The sequence below is a fragment of the Comamonas sp. MYb21 genome (assembly GCF_037479395.1).
In the GTDB taxonomy this organism is placed as follows: domain Bacteria; phylum Pseudomonadota; class Gammaproteobacteria; order Burkholderiales; family Burkholderiaceae_C; genus Comamonas.
Genome location: NZ_JBBGZC010000004.1, coordinates 1 through 19,219 on the forward strand (window position 1 = coordinate 1; position 19,219 = coordinate 19,219).

Genomic DNA, 19,219 nt, shown 5'->3' on the forward strand with positions numbered 1-19,219 from the left:
CAGGGCTATCGCCCATCGAGTTTGAACAGCGCCATTCCCAACGGCTCAAGAGTGTCTAGCCAAGTCGGGGCGATTCACTGACAAGTGGTGCACCTAACTTTTTCCGGCTCGTCCCACGCTATCGTTGAGCCATCCCAACGTAGCTTTGCAACATCACTGAAGGAAAAAGCATGAACAAGAACCAAGTCGCAGGTGCCGTCAAAGATGCGGCTGGCAAGGTCCAGCAGAAAGTCGGCGAGGCGGTCAACAGCCCCGAGCAGCAGGCCAAGGGCATTGCCAAGCAGGTGGAAGGCAAGACCCAGAAGGCAGCAGGCAATGTGCAAGAAGCCGCCAAAGACGCTGCGAAGAAGTAAGGAGATGACAATGAAATCCAAGTCTATTTTGATGCTGGGCGCTTTTGCCGTGACGGTGGCTGCGGGCTCCGCCTTTGCGCAGACGCAAGTGCCCGTCGCCGGTGGCGTTAGGCTGGGTGTGGAGCAGACCGAAATCCAGGCCGTTGCCACGGGTTGGAGCATCAAGAAGTCGGTTCTCGGCAAGAGCGTCTACAACGAAGAGGGCAAGTCCGTGGGCAAGATCGACGACGTGATCGTTGCGCCCGACAAGGCCGTCTCTTATGCCATCATCGGTGCAGGTGGCTTCCTGGGCGTTGGCACGCATGATGTGGCGATCCCTGTGGGCCAGTTCCGCGTGCAAAATGACAAGATCACATTGCCGGGTGCGACCAAGGATGCGCTCAAGGCATTGCCTAAGTTTGAGTACAACAAGAAATAATTGCTGCGTCGATGATCAGACATGAAAAGCCCCGAAAGGGGCTTTTTTGCATTGCATGACTCTTGCCATCTGACAGCTGCCATTGCCTGACCCATCGCTCCAGCCTTATCAGCGTTTGGGGATGCGATTTTTGGGATTGCGACTGCAGCCTGCCATAGGAGAATATGGCCTGCCCGACTGGGATCGAACCAGTGACCCACAGCTTAGAAGGCTGTTGCTCTATCCAACTGAGCTACGGGCAGATGCTTGATTGATGGAGGTGCCTGCCTTGATGGGCTTTACCTCAACCGAAGATTTGCGGAGCGGTCCGCACTGGTCATCTTTGCTTTTATGACTGGGCGTCATTATGCACTGAATCAACCTCTCCAGACTCGCCACAGAGGCGGTCAAGCCAAAAGAGGGAGAGGGCTTGGATGACTATGCTTGTTGCAGCCAGCGGCCAGCTCGCCAACTGGAAAAGCAATGCCCGCAGTTCCAAAATACTGCGGGCATTTTCTATTCTGGAGGCAGCCATGCACCGGTCAATGCATAGCGCCCAGGGTCGAGTAGCGCTTATTCGGTCTCTTCGTAGACCAGCGAGGGGTTGTTCATCGACCGGGCCACATCGTTGAGGCTGGAGATGATGTGGTTGGCAAAAAAGCTGCTTTGCGTGTCGGGCTCCAGCGCCGCAATCGCCACATTGGCCAGCGACTGGTTCAGCGGCACGTAGTAGCTGCCTTCGGGCACATCGATGGCGACGCGCTCCAGGCCGACCTTGACGCGCTCCACGCTTTGCTGCCCTGGGCCCAATACATCGCTCTTGGCGCTGCTGCTGCGTTCTTGCTCCTGGTAGGTGTCGGCCAGCAGATTGCCGGGCTCGGCCACGCGCAGCACCTGCAGGCCCAGCGCGCGCAGTTTGTCGACAGCGTCGGTGGCATTGCCCGCCAGCCAGTAACCGCAAGGGCGTGCGCGCTTGGGGCCGGGGTTGAGCTTGACGGAGGAGTGCCAGTCCACTTCCTGCTGCATCTCCTCACCCGTTTGCGGGTCGAGGAAGACCACGCGGCGCTTCTCCGTGGTTTGTTGCGACTCCAGCGTGAACTCGCCCCGGCAGGCCTGGGAGGCGATGTCGCGGTTCGCGTAGTTGCGTACCTGTTCGAGCTCCTTGGTGCGCTGGGCGGTGGTCTGCAGTGCAGAGGCGAGCGCCACATACTGGCTGTGTACGCGGCGCTGGATATGCGCGCGGCCAATGCCGACACCCCGGGTCTCGACCAGCATCGTCGCGGCGTTCTTGAGCGCGTTCACATTGCGGCCCGTATCGGGGCGCACTCCGCCCATGGACAGCGACAGGTCTTGCGGGTCGCGGGTGGTGGTGTAGTACCAGTTGGTGCTCTGTCCTTGCTCGGTCAGCGCCTTTTGCATGGGCAGCAAATACCATTCGGTCGACGCCTTGGCGATGAACTCATGCACATTGGCGGTGGTCGGCGTTTGCAGCAGCGCGTCATAGCGCTGCACGCCCTTGAATTTCTCCAGATAGCGGCCGGCCACGGTGAACTCATGGGCATCAAATACCGCAATGGGGCGGTAGATGCGGCTGAGCTTGGCCAGCGCCTGGGCTTCGGGCGTCTGCAGCAGCAGGTGGTCGCGGTTCATGTCCAGGCCGTTGGCGGTGCTGCGCCGGCCAGCCGCCGCGCCATCGGGGTTGGCGCGGGGCACCAGCAGCACATTGATCTTGTCGAGCACCGATGCCAGCGGGCCCTGCTTGAGGTCCTGGGCCAGGGCCAGCAGCGCTTCGCTGCCGGCGGGCTCATCACCATGCTGCTGGCCAACCAGCAGCACGGTAGGGCGCTGGCTTTGGTCCAGGTCATGCAAGCTGGTGCTGGCAGCGCGGGTCAGCAGCAGCGCCAAAATGGGCTGGCCATCCTGCGAGGTGCCGGCCGTGACCAGCTCGGCCTTGGTGCCGGACTGGCCTGGCGTGGCCAGTTGGCGCAGCCACTGGCCCAGCTCGGCATTGCTGGTGTAGGTGGTGCGGCCTGCGCTCAGTCCTGGCGTGGCGTAGCTGCGCTCGGGATCGGGAAATCGGGCAGCGACTTCGTCGCTCTCCTTCCATCCGCCCAGAGGGCTGCCTTGCAGCGGAACCGTCTCGACCGGGGTGGAGACCACGCCGGCGCTGCCGATGCCCGGGATCTGCACGGGGCTGGGGCCGCTGGCCGGTTTGGTGGTCACCGTCCCGGGCGCTGGCTGGCCGCCCGCGATGGGCGTGCTGTTCCAGGCTGGCAGCGGCGTGCTTGAGCAGGCCGACAGCGCGAGCGCTGCGGCGATGACAGTCAGGCTGGTCCAGCCTGGTATCGCGCGCTGGGTGGATGGGGATACTGCGTCGGGTTTCATCATCGTTGTTGTGCGTGACGAATCACGCCCCTCCTGAAAAATACGTTGCCATTATGCAAAGCCGCGTGGGGCTTTCACGTAGGATGGGTGCGAAACAATAAGTTTCCGTGCGTATCTTGAAACACACTGTGTCGGCGGCATTATCAGCCGCTGCGGTGCCGCCTGGCGGGCGGGTTCCTCGGAGGCCCCCAAGGGTTCAGCTCCGCGTTGCAGCGAGCTAGGCGCCGTCGTTCGACCGCTCGAATGTACCAGCCGAATCCAGGTCGGGCGATAAATCCCCGGCACTTGCGCCGGGTGTCGGTGCCCGCATTCGCAGCAGCGCGCGCACAAAACCGTGGTCCGAGCGGCTGCGGTCGCGCCCTTCATGCAGGTGGTCGTTGAAGTAATCCACGCGGCGCACATCGCCCACGGCATGGCGGCTGCGCGGGTCGAATTCCTCGCTGACCAGAATCTGGTCGAGCACTGCGGGCGCCCCTTGGTGGATGTGGGAATAGGCCACATCTTTTTTCAGCGCGGCATCGCCCAGCAGATCAAAGGCGTTGAACAGCGCGCGATCGCGGGCCTTGCGGTCATAGGCCACTTCGGAGCTGGCAGAGATCATCTGCGTGGTGACGCTGTCGGGCGTGTCATTGAAGTCGCCCAGCACCACCAAAGGCATGCGCGTGTGGCGCAGCAGGTCGATCACCAGGCAGCGCAGCGCTGTGGCCTCCACGCCGCGCATCACCAGTGAGCGCAGGGAGGCCAGCGCGGCGATCTTGGGGTTGTCGCGGTCTTCGAGCGGATTGCCGTTGACATCGAGCAGGAACTTGGGGCGCTTGGATTTGAGGTGGCAGGTCAGCACCGTGAGGATCTGGCCGCGCTTCATCTGCAAGGTGGTCACGAGCGGCGGGCGCTCAAAGCGGGTATGGACGCCCAGGCCCGGAATGGGCTGGCCCAGCCCGGCGGGAAAATCGGTGAATGAGCGCGTGGCCAGTACCTTCAGCCGCGTAGCCAGCCCCACGCGCGGGGTGCCGCTGGCGCCAGACCGGCCCTCGCTGTTTTCTGCACCGGGCACGGCCGCATAGTGGTAGTGCAGGCCGCTGGCGGCCAGCGCCTCGCTGAAAGCCGCTTCGTCCCACACCTCCTGTACGGCCAGAATATCGGCGTTCAGCGTCTGAAAGCGGCCGCCCAACCACTGCACTTTGCGCTCGTACTGCGCTCTTGTGTAGGGCGCCTGGTTGGCGTAGAACTCCCGCTCGGGCAGCGCCAGATTGAGCACATTGCAGGTGGCGACCGTCAAGGTATCGGGGGCCAGGGCGGGTGCTGCAGGGTTGGCAGCAGAAGAGGGCATAGAAAAAGGCCGCATGAAACTCGCTTTCGAATGCGGCCTAACCCTAGCGGAATTGGGCGTCCAAATCAACTGCCATCAGCGATGGCGACAGAAATGCGACGACCCAGAACGCTGTTGACGCGATTTATCGCGAGAAGGAGTGGTTGCGGCCACCTCGGCCGCCACCACCGCCGCCGCCATTGCGGTTTCCACCGCCAAAGCCGCCGCGACGGCCGCGCTCGGCCATGCTGTCCACGCTGGTGCGCATGGGATCGGGCTGGGCCGCGCCGCTGCGGCGGTGGTCACGGCCATCGACCGTGCCGCCAAACTGCGTGCCCAGGTGGGCATCAGCGCGTGGCTGGCGTTCGTTGTCCTGGCGCGGGCCGCGACCTGCACCGGCGCCTGCTGGGCGTGGGCCTTGCGATTGGCGTTGTGGGCCGCGTGCCTCAGCCGATGGGTGGCGTGGGCCTTGGCGGCCGTCGCGGCGTGGTGGGCGCTGCTCGCGGCGTGCCTGGTCCATGCCTTCGCCGCCAAACTCTGCACCGCCTTCGGCGCGCTCAGCGCGTGGGCCGGGGCTGCGCTTGGCGTTGCCGCCGCGCTGGCCGCCGCCCGCGTTGCCGCCAGGGCCGCGAGCGACCTTGTTGGTACGCACGCGTTCCATCATTTCCTGGCGCGCAGCCTTGGCTGCTGCCTGCATCACATCACGGCCAGGGGCCTTGCCTGCGCCGCCCCAGATGGTCTGGCGGCCCATGGCGATGGGCTCGGCCTTCTCGCCTTCTTCGGGGCCAAAGCCTTCGAGCACCTGCACAGGAATGTCCTGCTTGGTAAAGCGCTCGATGTCCATCATGAAGCCTTCTTCATCCATGCACACCAGGCTCACGGCATTGCCTTCGCGGCCGGCGCGGCCGGTGCGGCCAATGCGGTGCACATAGTCTTCCGAGACATTGGGGATCTCGTAGTTAACCACGTTGGGCAGCTCGTCGATGTCGATACCGCGCGCGGCAATATCGGTGGCCACCAGTGCGCGCAGGTCGCCGGACTTGAAGCCTTCGAGGGCCTGGGTGCGGGCGCTTTGGCTCTTGTTGCCGTGCAAGGCCATGGCAGAGACGCCATTCTTGCTGAGGTATTCGGCCACATTGTTGGCGCCGAACTTGGTGCGGGTGAAGACCAGCACCTGGCTCCAGTTGTTCTCCTGCACGATGTGCAGCAGCACCTGCTTTTTCTTGCCGCGGCCCACGGGGTGGATCACCTGCTTGATGCGCTGCACCGTGGTGTTGCGCGGCGTCACCTGGATGGACTGGGGGTTCTTCAAGAGGCCATTGGCCAGTTCGCGGATTTCATCGCTGAAGGTGGCCGAGAACAGCAGGCTTTGTTTGTCCTTGGGCACCAGGGCCAGCACCTTCTTGACATCGTGGATGAAGCCCATGTCGAGCATGCGGTCGGCTTCGTCGAGCACCAGGATCTCGACCGTGGACAGGTCCAGAAAGCCTTGCTGCTGCAGGTCGAGCAGGCGGCCAGGAGTGGCCACCAGCACATCGACGCCCTTTTTGATGCGGTCGATCTGCGGGTTCATGCCCACGCCACCAAAGATGACGGTGGACTTGATGTCCAGGTGCGTCGCGTAGAGGCGCACGTTTTCTTCAACCTGGGCCGCCAGCTCGCGGGTGGGGGCCAGAATCAGTGCGCGGATGGCCTTGTTGCCCCATTTGTTGCGGCTGCCCTCGGATTGGGTCAGGCGCTGGAGCATGGGCAGCGTGAAAGCGGCCGTCTTGCCAGTGCCCGTCTGTGCGCCGGCCAGCAAATCGCAGCCTTGTAGCACGAGCGGGATAGCCTGGGCTTGGATAGGGGTAGGCGTGTCGTAGCCTTGTTCGCGCACAGCCTGCACAATGGCAGGTGCCAGATTCAGTTCTTCAAAGTTCATTGGATCAGATGCGTCCAACCTGGACGCTGGGTATCGGCCTCGTCTAAGCAATTTTTTGGAATAATTGCAGCCAGTCAGGTAGGCAGATGGGTTCAAAGAGGGAGCCCGGAACTGTGTCCATCGTCCCCAGCATTAGCGCTGAAGTCCTAGGCAACTGGAGCCTTTGACTGCGGGTATTGTCGCATGCACCGATAATCCCAGGGTGGCCGCGATCAAAAATCGCATATTTTTTTACTGATTTACCAAAAGAACACATGGCTCAATACGTTTTTTCGATGAACAACGTCACCAAGACGGTTCCTCCGAAGCGACAGATTCTGAAGGGTATTTCTCTGAGCTTTTTCCCGGGCGCCAAGATCGGCGTGCTGGGTCTGAACGGTTCGGGAAAGTCCAGCTTGCTCAAGATCATGGCGGGCGTCGACAAGGAGTTCGAAGGCGAAGCCATCCCGATGGCGGGACTGTCGATTGGCTACCTGCCGCAAGAGCCCCAGCTCAATCCCGAGCACACCGTGCGCCAGGCGGTTGAAGAGGCGATGGCCGAAGTTAACAATGCCAAGGCACGCCTCGAAGAGGTCTATGCCGCTTATGCCGAAGAAGACGCCGACTTCGATGCGCTCGCTGCCGAGCAAGGCCAGCTGGAAGCCGTGATTGCCGCTGCTGGCACCGACTCCGAGCACCAGCTCGAAATCGCGGCCGATGCGCTGCGCCTGCCCGCCTGGGATGCCATCGTCGGCCAGCTGTCTGGTGGTGAAAAGCGCCGCGTGGCGCTGTGCAAGCTGCTGTTGTCCAAGCCCGACATGCTGCTGCTCGACGAGCCGACCAACCACTTGGACGCTGAATCGGTGGACTGGCTCGAACAGTTCCTGCACCGCTTTACCGGCACCGTGGTGGCCATCACCCACGATCGCTACTTCCTGGACAACGCGGCCGAATGGATTCTGGAACTGGACCGTGGCCACGGCATTCCGTACAAGGGCAACTACTCCGACTGGCTGCTGCAAAAGGGCAACCGTCTGGAGCAGGAACAAAAGGGCGAGGAAGCCCGCGCCAAGGCCCTGAAGAAGGAGCTGGAGTGGGTGCGCCAGAACGCCAAGGGCCGCCAGGCCAAGTCCAAGGCCCGTATTGCCCGCTTTGAAGAGCTGAGCGATTACGAATACCAGCAACGCAATGAAACCCAGGAAATCTTCATTCCTGTGGCCGAGCGTCTGGGCAGCCGCGTGATCGAGTTCAAGAATGTCTCCAAGGCCTTCGGCGACCGTCTGCTGATCGACAACCTGAGCATGAACATTCCGGCTGGCGCCATCGTCGGCATCATCGGCCCCAACGGCGCGGGCAAGTCCACGCTGTTCAAGCTGATCGCCGGCAAGGAGCAGCCTGATTCGGGTGAGGTCGAAATCGGCCAGACCGTGAAGATGGCCTTTGTGGACCAGCACCGTGATGCGCTGGCCAATGAAAAGACCGTGTGGGAGGACATCTCCGGCGGTCTGGACATCATCAACGTGGGCAAGTTCCAGATGGCCTCGCGTGCCTATGCGGGCCGCTTCAACTTCAACGGCCAGGACCAGCAAAAGAAGGTGGGTAACCTCTCCGGTGGTGAGCGCGGTCGCCTGCACCTGGCCAAGACCCTGATCCAGGGCGGCAATGTGCTGCTGCTGGACGAACCCTCGAACGACCTGGACGTGGAAACCCTGCGTGCACTGGAAGACGCCTTGCTGGAATATGCGGGTACAGTATTGGTCATTTCCCACGACCGCTGGTTCCTGGACCGCATTGCGACCCACATCCTGGCGGCGGAAGGGGATAGCCAATGGGTATTTTTTGATGGAAACTATCAGGAATACGAGGCAGATAAGAAGAAGCGGTTGGGAGAAGAAGGGGCAGCGCCCAAGCGGATGCGCTACAAAGCCCTGAAGTAAACCCACACCGTACGCCCGTCGCTTTCGCCAAGCGCCGGGCGTTTCAACTGGGAGAGGTGAAGCGTGGAGCAACGGGCCGTATCGGTATTTGACACCTGTCTGGAGCAGGCATTGCATGAGGCCGAGCCTTTGATGGCCGCCATGGGCAATGCAGCTTTGGCGTCTCTGGCTGCGCAGTTGTCGTCTTACAGCAACGCACAAGATCAACAATTGTTGCTGTACGCGCAATCCCAGTTGGCCAGCAAGAAGGCGCAGCTGCCGCTCGCCTATGCACTGCGCCTGCGCCAGGCCGTGTTTGCGATTGCGGAGGGCAAGCGCGAGGACTACCACGCGCAGATGAGCGGCCAGAGCCAGGCCGGTGGCTTGCAGGAAGACCGCAATGCGCTGCGTGCCCAGATTGAATGGGGCCGCATGCAGATCAACCTGCTGCAGCAGACCGAGCAGAGCCTGACGGGCCTGGAGCGCGTCTACCGGCCCTTGCGCAAGATCACCCGCTACTGGCGCAATGGCAACCCCTTGCACCACACCGTCTACCTCGACAGCCTGCAGGCCACCCTGAGCGACGTGGAGATTTCTGCCGATGCAACTGCGCTGTTTCTGCCCGACATGGTGGGCGTCATGGCCGACCACCTGCAGACCAGCTACCAGCGCATCATGACCTTGGCGATGAACAGCTATGCCGAGCTGCTGGCCAAGGCTGAGCTCAAGCGCCGCGTCGCCAAAGACAACACCCGCAGCTTTGTGCAGCGGACCAAGACCTTGTTCGACATCCCCGCGCATTGCCCCGTGGGCGCCGTCCGGGCCTACAAAACGCTGATCCCGGTGATGGAGCGCATGGCTGCGCAGGACAGCTCGTTCTGGACTGATGCCGATCATCCCGCCCGCATGCTGGTGCAGACCATTGTCGACAAGGCCACCGTGCTCAAGGAAGAGGGCCGTGCGCTGTCCGATCCGCAGTTCCCGCAGCTGGTGACCGAGACGGTCGAGACGCTGTCGGCCCTGGCCCAGCCCAGTGCGGCAGATTTCGCCCAGGCGCTCAGCCGCTTTGGCGTGCGGCTCAAGCCCCGGCTGTCATCGGCGCTGCAGGATGTCGATGATTCGGGCTACTCCAGCAGCATGCTGCTGGAGAGCCAGTGGGGCGCGTCGGGCCTGATCAGCATCAGCCCTGAATCCGACTGGGCGCAACTGGCCCAGATGCAGGCAGAGCGCGAGGTGCTCGCGCAGCCCGCACCCAAGCCCGGGTATCAACCCGAGCCTGCGCTGCAGCCAGCCCCAGCGCCGCTGGCAGCCAGCGCCGCCACGCCAGGCCCTGGCGCGTCTGCCAACCTGGAGCAGATCGAGGCCGAAGTGATGCTGCGCCTGGCCACCAGCTTGCACAGCTTTGATGTGGACCCGGCGCTGCTGGCGGCCTTGACGGGCGCCTGGCCCAAGGTGCTGCTGCAGGCGGCCGAGCGCTCAGGCCAGGACTCATCACATTACCGCGCCTACCAAGAGGCGGTGGACGACGTGTTGGCGCTGGCAGGGGCCAATGCCAGTGCCAGCATGCACAGCGATGCGGACATGCTGATCCCCTCGCTGCTCACGCGCCTGAAGGCCGGCCTGACCAGCATTGGCTGGATGCCCGAGCGCATTGCGCCGGTGCTCACGGCCGTGGCCCAGATGGCGCCCAGCGCGCTGGTGGAGCTGCAAATGGTGCAGGAAGAGGGCCGCCATGCGGTGCCGGCCGTGGCCGCGCCATTGCCCGCTGCGGCGGCGGCCACGGCCTTGTCGCCTGCGCCAACCCCATCGGCCTGGGCGCAGCTGCCCGAGGCCGTGGACGCCATGGGTGAGGATGAGCCCGCCATCATCGTGACGGGCTCGATGCTCGATGCCCCCAAGCCCGACAGCGTGGGGCTGTGGATTGGCGGCAAGCGCCTGGAGGCCGGTGTCTGGCTCGAGTTCCTGGGCCAAGGCGGTGGCTGGGTGCCCAAGCAGCTGAGTTGGACCAATGCGCGCTCGACGATGTTCCTGTTTGTGGCCAGCGGCGGCGCGAGCCAATCGATCACGCGCCGCATGCTCGAGAAACTGGCCCAGGAGCGGGCGGTACGGCCGGTTTGAGGGCTCGCGGGCAGAGCTCGCAACTGCCCAGTCGCCAACCGCTCATCGCCTAAAGGGTATCTGGGTTTCAGGCCTTTTGGCCGTGGCACAATCTCCGCTTTCGGGGCACCAAGCCCCAGGGGCATGCAGCCGCACCCGGCCGCAGCCACCATAAGCCAATAAGCCAATCGCCTGGATGTGCTCAGCGTCCAGGTGCCAAGGAGACACCATGAGCCCATTCTCGCGCAGCCGCATTGCGGCCGCATGCCTGCCCTCGCGCCGCAACGTTCTGGCCGCCACCTTGCTGGGCGCCGCAGCCCTGCTGCCCCTGGCCTCGCAGGCCGCCGATCCCAAGAAATACCCCGAGCGTGCCGTGCGTGTCGTGGTGGGCTTTTCTGCTGGCGGCACCACCGATGTGGTCGCGCGCATCATGGCCAAGGAGCTGACGGCCGAGCTGGGCCAGTCCTTCGTCGTGGACAACAAGCCGGGCGCCGGCAGCAACATCGCCACCGAGCAGGTGGCCCGCGCCGAGAACGATGGCTACACCCTGCTGTTTGTCGCGGTGACCAGCGCGATCAACCAGACCCTCTACCCCAAGGTGCGCTTTGACCTGGAAAAGGACTTTGCGCCGGTGGCACTGGGCGCCAAGGTGCCCAATGTGCTGGTGGTCAACCCCAGCGTGCCCGCCAACAATGTGCAAGAGCTGATCGCCTTTGCCAAGGCCAACCCCGACAAGGTCTCCTACGCGTCCTCGGGCAGCGGCACCTCGATCCACATGGCAGGGGAGCTGTTCAAGCTGCGCACGGGACTCAAGACCCAGCACATCCCCTACAAGGGCAGCTCGCCGGCGCTCACCGACCTGATGGCCGGCCAGGTGCAGTTCATGTTCGACAACATGCCGTCGGCCTGGCCGCATGTGAAGGCCGGCAAGCTCAAGGCCCTGGCCGTGACCACCACCAAGCGCTCGCCCACCGCGCCCGATCTGCCGACGATGGAAGAAAGCGGCATCAAGCCTTTTGATGTCTCGTCCTGGTTTGGTCTGATCGCCCCGGCCGGCACGCCGCCTGAAGTGGTGGCAAAGCTCAATGCCGCGATGAACCGCGCCTTTGACAAGCCCCAGGTCAAGGAAGCCTATGAAAAGCTCGGCGCCGTGGCCGAGAAGAACACGCCCGAGCAGTTTGGCGCCTTTATCAAGTCCGAAGTGGCGGCCTGGGCGCCGGTAGTCAAGTCCTCGGGCGCGACGGTGGACTGAGGCGGGCCCCACACCACTTCGCACAGGCAGCTTCGGCTGCCTTTTTTCTTGCCCGCGCCGCGCTGGGAGACGCCAGCAGGCGGTGGCCTGCGTTACAGTCCCCAACTGGCACATCCTGACTGATCTTCCTCCTCTGATGCAATCCTCCCCCGTCCATGCGATGACCCCCGGCCTGATGGTGATACACAGCAACCATCCGGAGGCTTTGCGGGACCTGGTCGTGGCCTGGATGCAGCGCTACCCGCTCCGGCCCCTGGAGAGCGAGACGATTCTGGTGCAAAGCAATGGCATTGCGCAGTGGCTCAAGCTGTCGATGGCCCAGCCGGTGGCGGAGGGCGGCTGCGGCATCACCGCAGCGGTCGATGTGCAGCTGCCGGCGCAGTTTCTGTGGCAGGCCTACCGGGCGGTGCTGGGCAAGCACGAGGTGCCCGAGATATCGCCTTTGGACAAGCAGCCGCTCACCTGGCGGCTGATGCGCCTCTTGCCCGATCTGCTGGCCCAGCCCGCGTTTGCCGCGCTGCAACGCTTTTTGGCCGAGGACCATGACCAGCGCCGGCGCTACCAACTGGCCGAGCGCATTGCCGATCTGTTTGACCAGTACCAGGTCTACCGCGCCGACTGGCTGCGCGACTGGGCCGAGGGCCGCGACCAGCTGCGCAGCGCGCGCGGCGATGTCCAGCCGCTCGATGAAGAGCAGCGCTGGCAGGCGCAGCTATGGCGCGCGCTGCTGGACGATGTGGGCGCGGCCGGCATGGAGACCAGCCGCGCCGCCGTGCACCAGCGCTTTGTGCAGTACCTGCAGTCGCCGCAAGCGCCGCAAATGCTGCCTGTGCCTCAGGCGCGCAACCCCGGCCTGCCGCGCCGCGTGGTGGTGTTTGGCATCTCGTCGATGCCGGCGCAGACCTTGCAGGCGCTCGCTGCCATCTCGCGCAGCTGCCAGGTGCTGCTGTGCGTGCACAACCCCTGCCGCCACCACTGGTCGGACATTGTTGCCGACAAGGATTTGCTGCGCCACCAGTACCGGCGGCAGCAGCGCAAGGGCAGCATGCAGGGGCTCATCGATGACGTCGACCTGCACCAGCATGCCCACCCGCTGCTGGCCGCCTGGGGCAAGCAGGGGCGCGACTACATCCACCTGATTGACGAGTTTGACCAGCCGGACCAGTACGCCTCGCTGCTGGGCCCCGTCAATGGCGGGCGCATTGACCTGTTTGGCGAGGCCGAGCCCAGCCACATGCTGGCCCAGTTGCAGGACGACATCCTGGACCTGCGGCCGCTGGCCGAAAGCCGCGCGCTGTGGCCGGCGCTGGACCCGGCGGAGGACGGCTCCATCCGCTTTCAGACCGCGCACAGCCCGCAGCGCGAGGTCGAAGTGCTGCACGACCAGCTGCTCGCCCGCCTGGGGGCCGATGCCAGCCTGCGGCCGCGCGACATCATCGTCATGGTGCCTGATATCCAGATCTATGCACCGCATATCGATGCGGTGTTTGGCCGCATCGCCCGCAGCGATGCGCGTTACATCCCCTATTCGCTGGCCGACCAGAGCCAGCGCGGGCGCGAGCCCATGCTGGTGGCGCTCGAGCATGTGCTGGCGATGCCCGAGAGCCGCTTTGCGGTGAGCGAAGTGCTGGATCTCCTGGCCGTCGATGCCCTGCGCCAACGCTTTGGCATTGACCCGGACGATCTGGCGCTGCTGCACCGCTGGATCGAGGGCGCCGGTGTGCGCTGGGGGCTTGATGCAACCCAGCGCGCCCGCATTGGCCTGGCGCAGGCGGGAGAGACCAACAGCTGGCGCTTTGGCCTGCGCCGCATGATGCTCGGCTTTGCGGTAGGCCGTGGCGAGGCGCTCGGAGATATCCAGCCCTACGACGAGATCGGTGGCCTCGATGCCGCTGCGCTGGGCGGCCTGGCCGCCTTGCTGCGCGCGTTGGAGCAGGCCTGCGATCTGCTGGCCGAGGACCTGCCGCCCAGCACCTGGGTAGAGCGCGCCCGCGAGGTGCTGGCACTGCTGTTTGACCCTCAGCAAGAGCATGAAAAGCTGCTGCAGATGCAGCTGATCCAGGGCCTGGAGCGCTGGCTGGGCCAGTGCGAGGCGGCAGCGTTTGATGAGGCCCTGCCGCTGTCGGTCGCGCGTGAGGCCTGGCTGGCCGGCATGGATGCCAGCAGCCTGAACCAGCGCTTTATGGCGGGATCGGTGAGCTTTTGCAGCCTGATGCCCATGCGCGCGATTCCGTTTCGCATGGTCTGCCTGTTGGGCATGAATGACGGCGCCTACCCGCGCCCGGTGTCGGTGCTGGATTTTGACCTGATGCGCCAGCAGTACCGGCCCGGCGACCGCTCGCGCCGCGATGATGACCGCTACCTGCTGCTGGAGGCCGTGCTGTCCGCCCGCGAGCAGCTCTACATCAGCTGGGTGGGGCGTAGCATCCGCGACAGCACAGCCAGGCCGCCTTCGGTGCTGATCGGCCAGATGCGCGACCATCTGGCCCAGGGCTGGCAACTGGCCAATGCTCCCGCTGGCCTGGCAGGCCCTGCCGCTGGCGAAGCGCTGCTGCGCGCGCTCACGCAGGAGCACCCGCTGCAGCCCTTCAGCCCACGTTACTTCGCGCAGCCGCCCTCACAGGCCGGCAGCGATGGCCTCTACACCTATGCGCAGGAATGGCATGGTGTGCACGGCGATGGCCTGCAGACCGAGTCGGCCGAAGACGCGCTGGAGGCCTTGCCCGAGATGGGGCTGGAGGCCGCGCTGAACCTGCGCCAGCTGCAGGACTTTGCGCAAAAGCCGGTGACTGCCTTCTTCCGCCAGCGCCTGCGTGTGTATTTTGAGGACGAGGACCTGACCGGCCAGGACGAGGAGATGTTTGCGCCCGATGGCCTGCAGGCCTGGGCCTTGCAGGCCAGCTTGCTGAGCGCCTTGGAGCCCTGGGTGCGTGACAACCCCGAAGCGGCGGGCGATGCGCCCCGCCTGCGTGCGCAGCTCGATGCCGCCGCCCAGCGGCTGCGGCTGGAGGGGCGCTTGCCGCTGCGCGCCTTTGCCGATTGCGCATTGGAGCCCGCTTGCGATGCCGCCCAGCGTGCCTTGCAGGTTTATGCGGCAGCGCTGCGCTACTGGCCGCAGGCGAGCAGTGCAGCGCTGGAGCTGCGCTACAGCGATGGCGCAGAGGGCCCAGCCGTGGCCGACTGGTTGCGCGGCCTGCGCTGGGCCGATGCCGGCCAGCAGCATGCCGCCAAGATCAGCCTGTCTGCCGGCCGCTTGCATGCTGGCGAGCAGCTGCGCTATGACCGCCTGGTGCGCGCCTGGGTCGAGCACTTGGCCTGGCACAACGCGGGCCAGGCGCTGACGACGGTGGTTTGTACCGAATCGGGCATTGCGGTGTTTCCCGCGCAGGCCGCTGGCGCTGCGCAAGCGGCCTGGCGCCAGTTGCTGGTACTGTGGCAGCAAGGCATGCGCGCGCCCTTGCCGGCCGCTGTGCGCACCTCCATCGCCAGCCTGGCGCCCACGGCATCGGCCGGCCAGCTCGCGGCGCTCTATGACGACAGCTACCGGGGCACCGGTGAGCTGCAGCGCTCGGCCGAACTGGCCCGGGTGTTTCCGGATTTTGATGCGCTGCTGGCCGCCGGTCTGCTGGATGTCGCCCAGCAGCTCTATGGCGACATGCTGAACCATGTGCAATTGGTCAATGGCCAGCATCCGCAGGCGCTGGCGCGCTTTGCGGAGGGTGATGCGGGCGATGCGGGTGATGGGGAGGGGCCGCAATGAGCGCGATGCCAAGCGATACCACCTTGCCACTCGAGCCGCTGCGCTTTCCGCTCTGGGGCAGCCGCTTGATCGAGGCCAGCGCCGGCACCGGCAAGACCTATACGATCGCCGCGCTCTACCTGCGGTTGGTGCTGCAGCATGGCGGCGAGCAGGCCTTTGGCCGGCCGTTGGCGCCCCCCGATATCCTGGTGGTGACCTTTACCGATGCCGCCACGCAAGAGCTGCGCGACCGCATTCGCCAGCGCCTGTCCGAAGCCGCCCAGCTGTTTGCGCAGAAGCCGGAAGAGACCGGTAGCGAAGCGTCAGCAGACCCCTTGCTGCTGGCGCTGCGCGCCGATTACCCCGCCAGCCGCTGGCCCGCCTGCGCCCGTTTGCTGCACGAGGCAGCGAACTGGATGGACGAGGCGGCGGTGTCGACCATCCACAGCTGGTGCTACCGCATGCTGCGTGAGCATGCATTTGACAGCGGCAGCCTGTTCCAGCAAAGCCTCATCACCGACCAGAGCGAGCTGCTGACCCAGGTGGTGCAGGACTACTGGCGCCGCCAGTTTTATGACCTGCCCGCCACGTCGCTGCGCAGCCTGCTGCAGGTTGTTGCCACGCCGCAGGCCTTGCAAGAGGCCATCCAGCCCATGCTCAGCCGCCAGGATGCCGACTGGCGCTACGATGGCGCGGCGCTGGCGCCTGCCGACCAGGTCGATCTGGCCGCTTTGCTGGCCCAGGCCAGCGAGGCAGCCGCACGCCACACCGCGCTGGAGAACAGCGCACGCCTGCTGTGGCAGCAGCACCGGGCCGAGCTGGAGCAGCTGCTGATCGCGCTGCTGCCGGGTCTCAACGGCGTCACCTATCCGAAGAAGGACGAACCGGGCGTGTTCGAGGCCTGGTTGGCTGCGATGGCGGCCTGGAGCGATGGCGAGCCGGCGCCCGCCAAGATTCGGGCCTTTGGCCAATCGGGTATCAAGGCCAAAAAGGGCGTGACCGTGCCCGCGCATGCGGCCTTTGTCGCCATCGATGCCTGGCTGGAGGCCGTAGCGCAAGACGCAGAGTTAGCCACGCCACTCCAACCGCTGCTGCTGCGCCATGCGATTGCCCATGTGCAGCGCGCACTGGAGGCAGAAAAGCAGCGCCGCGCCGAGCTGGGCTTTGACGACCTGCTGCAGCGCCTCGATAGCGCCTTGCATGCGGCCGGCGGCGAGGCGCTGGCGCAGCGCATCCGCAGCCAGTTCCCGGTGGCGATGATCGACGAGTTCCAGGATACGGACCCGCTGCAGTACCGCATTTTTGAGTGCATCTACCGCATCGCGGACAACGACCCGGCGCAGGGCCTGTTCATGATTGGCGACCCCAAGCAGGCCATTTACGCGTTTCGCGGTGCCGATATCTACACCTACCTGCGGGCCCGTGCTGCCACCCAAGGGCGCCATTACTCGCTGGGCACCAACTACCGCTCCACCCAGGCCGTGGTGCAGGCCATCAACCACTGCTTTGTGCATGCCGAGGGCCATCCCCGCGCGGCCTTCCGCTTCCGCCAGGATGCGCAGCACAATCCCGTGCCCTTCGTCGCAGTCGATGCCAACGGCCGCCGCGACGCACTCTTTTTGCAGGGCCAGGCCACGCCGGCGATGACCTTGTGGACCCTGGATGCCGGCACGCCGACGCAGGCCGATGGCGCCGACGAGCAGGGCGATGCTGCGGTATCCGGCAAGAGCGTGCGCACCGGCGTGGCCGAGTCGGCCTACCGCCAGCGCATGGCGCAGGCGGCGGCCAGCCAGATCACGGCCTGGCTCAATGCCGCCCGGGCGGGCCAAGCCGGTTTTGGCCCAGCGGCGGATGCGCTGGCCCGGCCGCTGCGCCCAGCCGATATCGCCATCCTGGTGCGGGGCCGGGCCGAGGCCGAGCTGGTGCGCAATGCGCTCAAGGAGCGGGGTCTGGCCAGCGTCTACCTGTCGGACCGCGATTCGGTGTTCCAGACTGCCGAGGCGGCCGACATGCTGCGCTGGCTGCGCGCCGTCAATGCGCCCGGCCATGACGGACTGCTGCGCGTGGCGCTGGCCACTGCATCGATGGATTGGTCCTGGCAGGACCTGGAGCGGCTCAACCACGATGAGCAGCATTGGGAGCAGCTGGCGCTGCGCAGCCGCGTGTTGCAGCAGCTGTGGCAGAAAAAGGGCGTGCTGCCGATGCTGCGCCAGTGGCTGCTCGATTTTGACCTGCCCGCGCGCTGGCTGGCCCAGCCGGGCGGCGAGCGGCGCCTGACCAATGTGCTGCACTTGGCCGAATGGCTGCAGCGCGCATCGACCGAGGTGGAGGGCGCGCAGGCGCTGATCCGACGCCTGGCCGAGCAGATGGACAGCCCCGAGGGCGAGGAAGAAATTCTGCGCCTGGAGAGCGATGCCGATCTGATCAAGGTGGTCACCATCCACAAGTCCAAGGGGCTGGAGTACCCGCTGGTGCTGCTGCCCTTCATCAGCAGCTGGCGCGATTTTGACGGCAAGAGCCGGGGCTATGCGCAGTACCACGATGCCGCATCGGGCGACCTGGTGGTGGAGCTGAACAACAAGCACCAGGACGCCGTCAGCGCCCATAACGACGAGCGCCTGAGCGAAGACATGCGCCTGCTCTATGTGGCGCTGACGCGCGCCCAGTACGCGCTGTGGCTGGGCGTGGCACCACTGGCCAAGGGCATGAGCCGCGCGGGCAGCCTGGAGAAAAGCGCCGTCGGCTACCTGCTGGCCGGCGGGCAAAAATTGCCTGACCTAGAACTGCATGCCTATCTGCAGGACTTTGCCAGCAACTGTCCGCAGATGGCCGTGCAGCCGGTGCCCGAAGTCAGCCCGCAGCGCTACCAGCCCGAACGCCCACCCGCTGCCTTTGCGGCGCGCGAGCCGCGCCGGCAGGCCGATGAGCACTGGTGGATCGCCAGCTTCTCGGCGCTGACCGAGCGGCTGGGCTATGCCGTGCCTGCGCAGAGCCTCTGGATCGAAGACGCGCTGACAGCCGCCGAGCCCGAAACCGCGCAGCAGGACCAGTACCTGGAGCCGCAAGAGCCCGCACCCGATACGGCCGCACCGGGCCAGCCGGAGCCCGGCAGCCTGCATGCCTTCCCCAAGGGGCCGGATGCCGGCAACTTTCTGCACGGCCTGCTGGAATGGTGCGCGCAAGAGGGTTTTGCCACAGTGCTCAGCAGGCCTGCGGCATTGGATGGCATCATCGCCTACCGCTGCCAGGTGCGCGGCTGGGCCGATTGGGCCGAGCCGCTGCAAGGCTTTGTGCGGCAATGGCTGCAAACGCCGCTGCGGCTGCAGGGTGCGCCCACCGACAGCCAGGCCGACACGCCGGTCGACAGCCCGGTCGCACTGCAGTCGCTGGGCGACTACCAGGTCGAGATGGAGTTCTGGCTGTCGATCCACCGGGCCTCGACCGGCCAGCTCGATGCGCTGGTGCAGCAGCATGTGCTGCCCGGCCAGCCACGGCCCGCGCTGCTGGCCAACCAGCTGCATGGCATGCTCAAGGGCTATATGGACCTGGTGTTCGAGCAGGGCGGCCGCTACTATGTGATGGACTACAAATCCAACTGGCTGGGCGCGGACAGTGCCGCCTATACGGCAGAAGCCATGGCCGCTGCCGTGCTGCAGCACCGCTATGACCTGCAGTATGTTCTGTACACCTATGCGCTGCACCGCCTGCTGCAGCAGCGCCTGCCCGGTTATGACTACGAGCGCGATGTGGGCGGTGTGCAGTATTGGTTTTTGCGGGGCGTCGGTGCCGACCACCAGGGCCTCTACCATGACAAGCCCCCGCGTGCACTGATGGATGCGCTCGATGCGCTGTTTGCGCAATGATGATGAAT

Annotated in this window: 10 protein-coding genes and 1 tRNA gene; 7 read left to right on the top strand and 4 right to left on the bottom strand. The window is 65.1% G+C overall.

Annotation, left to right across the window (positions count from 1 at the left end; all coding sequences use genetic code 11):
* Positions 1-170 precede the first annotated feature (170 nt).
* Complete coding sequence (locus tag WH367_RS06685) at positions 171-353, top strand: CsbD family protein (protein ID WP_021028228.1); 183 nt, start codon at positions 171-173, stop codon at positions 351-353.
* Between the two features lie 31 nt (positions 354-384).
* Positions 385-771: a PRC-barrel domain-containing protein gene (locus WH367_RS06690; protein ID WP_445228089.1), complete on the top strand. Its 387-nt coding sequence runs from the start codon at positions 385-387 to the stop codon at positions 769-771.
* Positions 772-936: 165 nt separating this feature from the next.
* On the opposite strand, the gene WH367_RS06695 is transcribed toward WH367_RS06690, so the two are convergent.
* The 4 genes from WH367_RS06695 to WH367_RS06710 all read right to left on the bottom strand — a co-directional run bounded on the left by WH367_RS06695 (position 937) and on the right by WH367_RS06710 (position 6,365).
* A tRNA-Arg gene (locus WH367_RS06695) sits at positions 937-1,013 on the bottom strand.
* Between the two features lie 310 nt (positions 1,014-1,323).
* Entirely contained in the window at positions 1,324-3,138 is a 1,815-nt protein-coding gene (locus WH367_RS06700; RefSeq protein ID WP_445228082.1) for a M14 family metallopeptidase, read from the bottom strand.
* Positions 3,139-3,352: 214 nt separating this feature from the next.
* Positions 3,353-4,465, bottom strand: a complete 1,113-nt coding sequence (locus tag WH367_RS06705; RefSeq protein WP_339535008.1) for an endonuclease/exonuclease/phosphatase family protein — start codon at positions 4,463-4,465, stop codon at positions 3,353-3,355.
* 124 nt (positions 4,466-4,589) lie between these two features.
* Positions 4,590-6,365: a DEAD/DEAH box helicase gene (locus WH367_RS06710; RefSeq protein WP_339535010.1), complete on the bottom strand. Its 1,776-nt coding sequence runs from the start codon at positions 6,363-6,365 to the stop codon at positions 4,590-4,592.
* Between the two features lie 254 nt (positions 6,366-6,619).
* Here WH367_RS06710 and ettA point away from each other — a divergent pair, with 254 nt between their 5' ends.
* The 5 genes from ettA (at position 6,620) to recB (ending at position 19,211) form a co-directional block, all read left to right on the top strand.
* The gene (gene ettA, locus WH367_RS06715; protein ID WP_027010548.1) at positions 6,620-8,281 is read left to right on the top strand and encodes an energy-dependent translational throttle protein EttA; all 1,662 of its coding nucleotides are present in this window, start codon (positions 6,620-6,622) and stop codon (positions 8,279-8,281) included.
* 63 nt (positions 8,282-8,344) lie between these two features.
* Positions 8,345-10,378: a DUF1631 family protein gene (locus WH367_RS06720; RefSeq protein WP_339535011.1), complete on the top strand. Its 2,034-nt coding sequence runs from the start codon at positions 8,345-8,347 to the stop codon at positions 10,376-10,378.
* Positions 10,379-10,586: 208 nt separating this feature from the next.
* Positions 10,587-11,609, top strand: a complete 1,023-nt coding sequence (locus WH367_RS06725) for a tripartite tricarboxylate transporter substrate binding protein (protein WP_021025452.1) — start codon at positions 10,587-10,589, stop codon at positions 11,607-11,609.
* A gap of 136 nt (positions 11,610-11,745) precedes the next feature.
* Positions 11,746-15,369 (top strand): exodeoxyribonuclease V subunit gamma, encoded by a 3,624-nt coding sequence (gene recC, locus WH367_RS06730; protein ID WP_339535013.1) that lies wholly within the window; start codon positions 11,746-11,748, stop codon positions 15,367-15,369.
* 5 nt (positions 15,370-15,374) lie between these two features.
* A complete protein-coding gene (gene recB, locus WH367_RS06735; RefSeq protein WP_339535014.1) occupies positions 15,375-19,211 on the top strand; it encodes an exodeoxyribonuclease V subunit beta in 3,837 nt (1,278 codons plus the stop codon).
* Positions 19,212-19,219: the final 8 nt, after the last annotated feature.

Coding starts and splice junctions, on each gene's coding strand:
- WH367_RS06685 (WP_021028228.1), top strand. CDS start 171: ATGAACAAGAACCAAGTCGCAGGTGCCGTCAAAGATGCGGCTGGCAAG.
- recC (WP_339535013.1), top strand. CDS start 11,746: ATGCAATCCTCCCCCGTCCATGCGATGACCCCCGGCCTGATGGTGATA.
- recB (WP_339535014.1), top strand. CDS start 15,375: ATGCCAAGCGATACCACCTTGCCACTCGAGCCGCTGCGCTTTCCGCTC.
- ettA (WP_027010548.1), top strand. CDS start 6,620: ATGGCTCAATACGTTTTTTCGATGAACAACGTCACCAAGACGGTTCCT.
- WH367_RS06690 (WP_445228089.1), top strand. CDS start 385: ATGCTGGGCGCTTTTGCCGTGACGGTGGCTGCGGGCTCCGCCTTTGCG.
- WH367_RS06710 (WP_339535010.1), bottom strand. CDS start 6,365: ATGAACTTTGAAGAACTGAATCTGGCACCTGCCATTGTGCAGGCTGTG.
- WH367_RS06705 (WP_339535008.1), bottom strand. CDS start 4,465: ATGCCCTCTTCTGCTGCCAACCCTGCAGCACCCGCCCTGGCCCCCGAT.
- WH367_RS06700 (WP_445228082.1), bottom strand. CDS start 3,138: ATGATGAAACCCGACGCAGTATCCCCATCCACCCAGCGCGCGATACCA.
- WH367_RS06725 (WP_021025452.1), top strand. CDS start 10,587: ATGAGCCCATTCTCGCGCAGCCGCATTGCGGCCGCATGCCTGCCCTCG.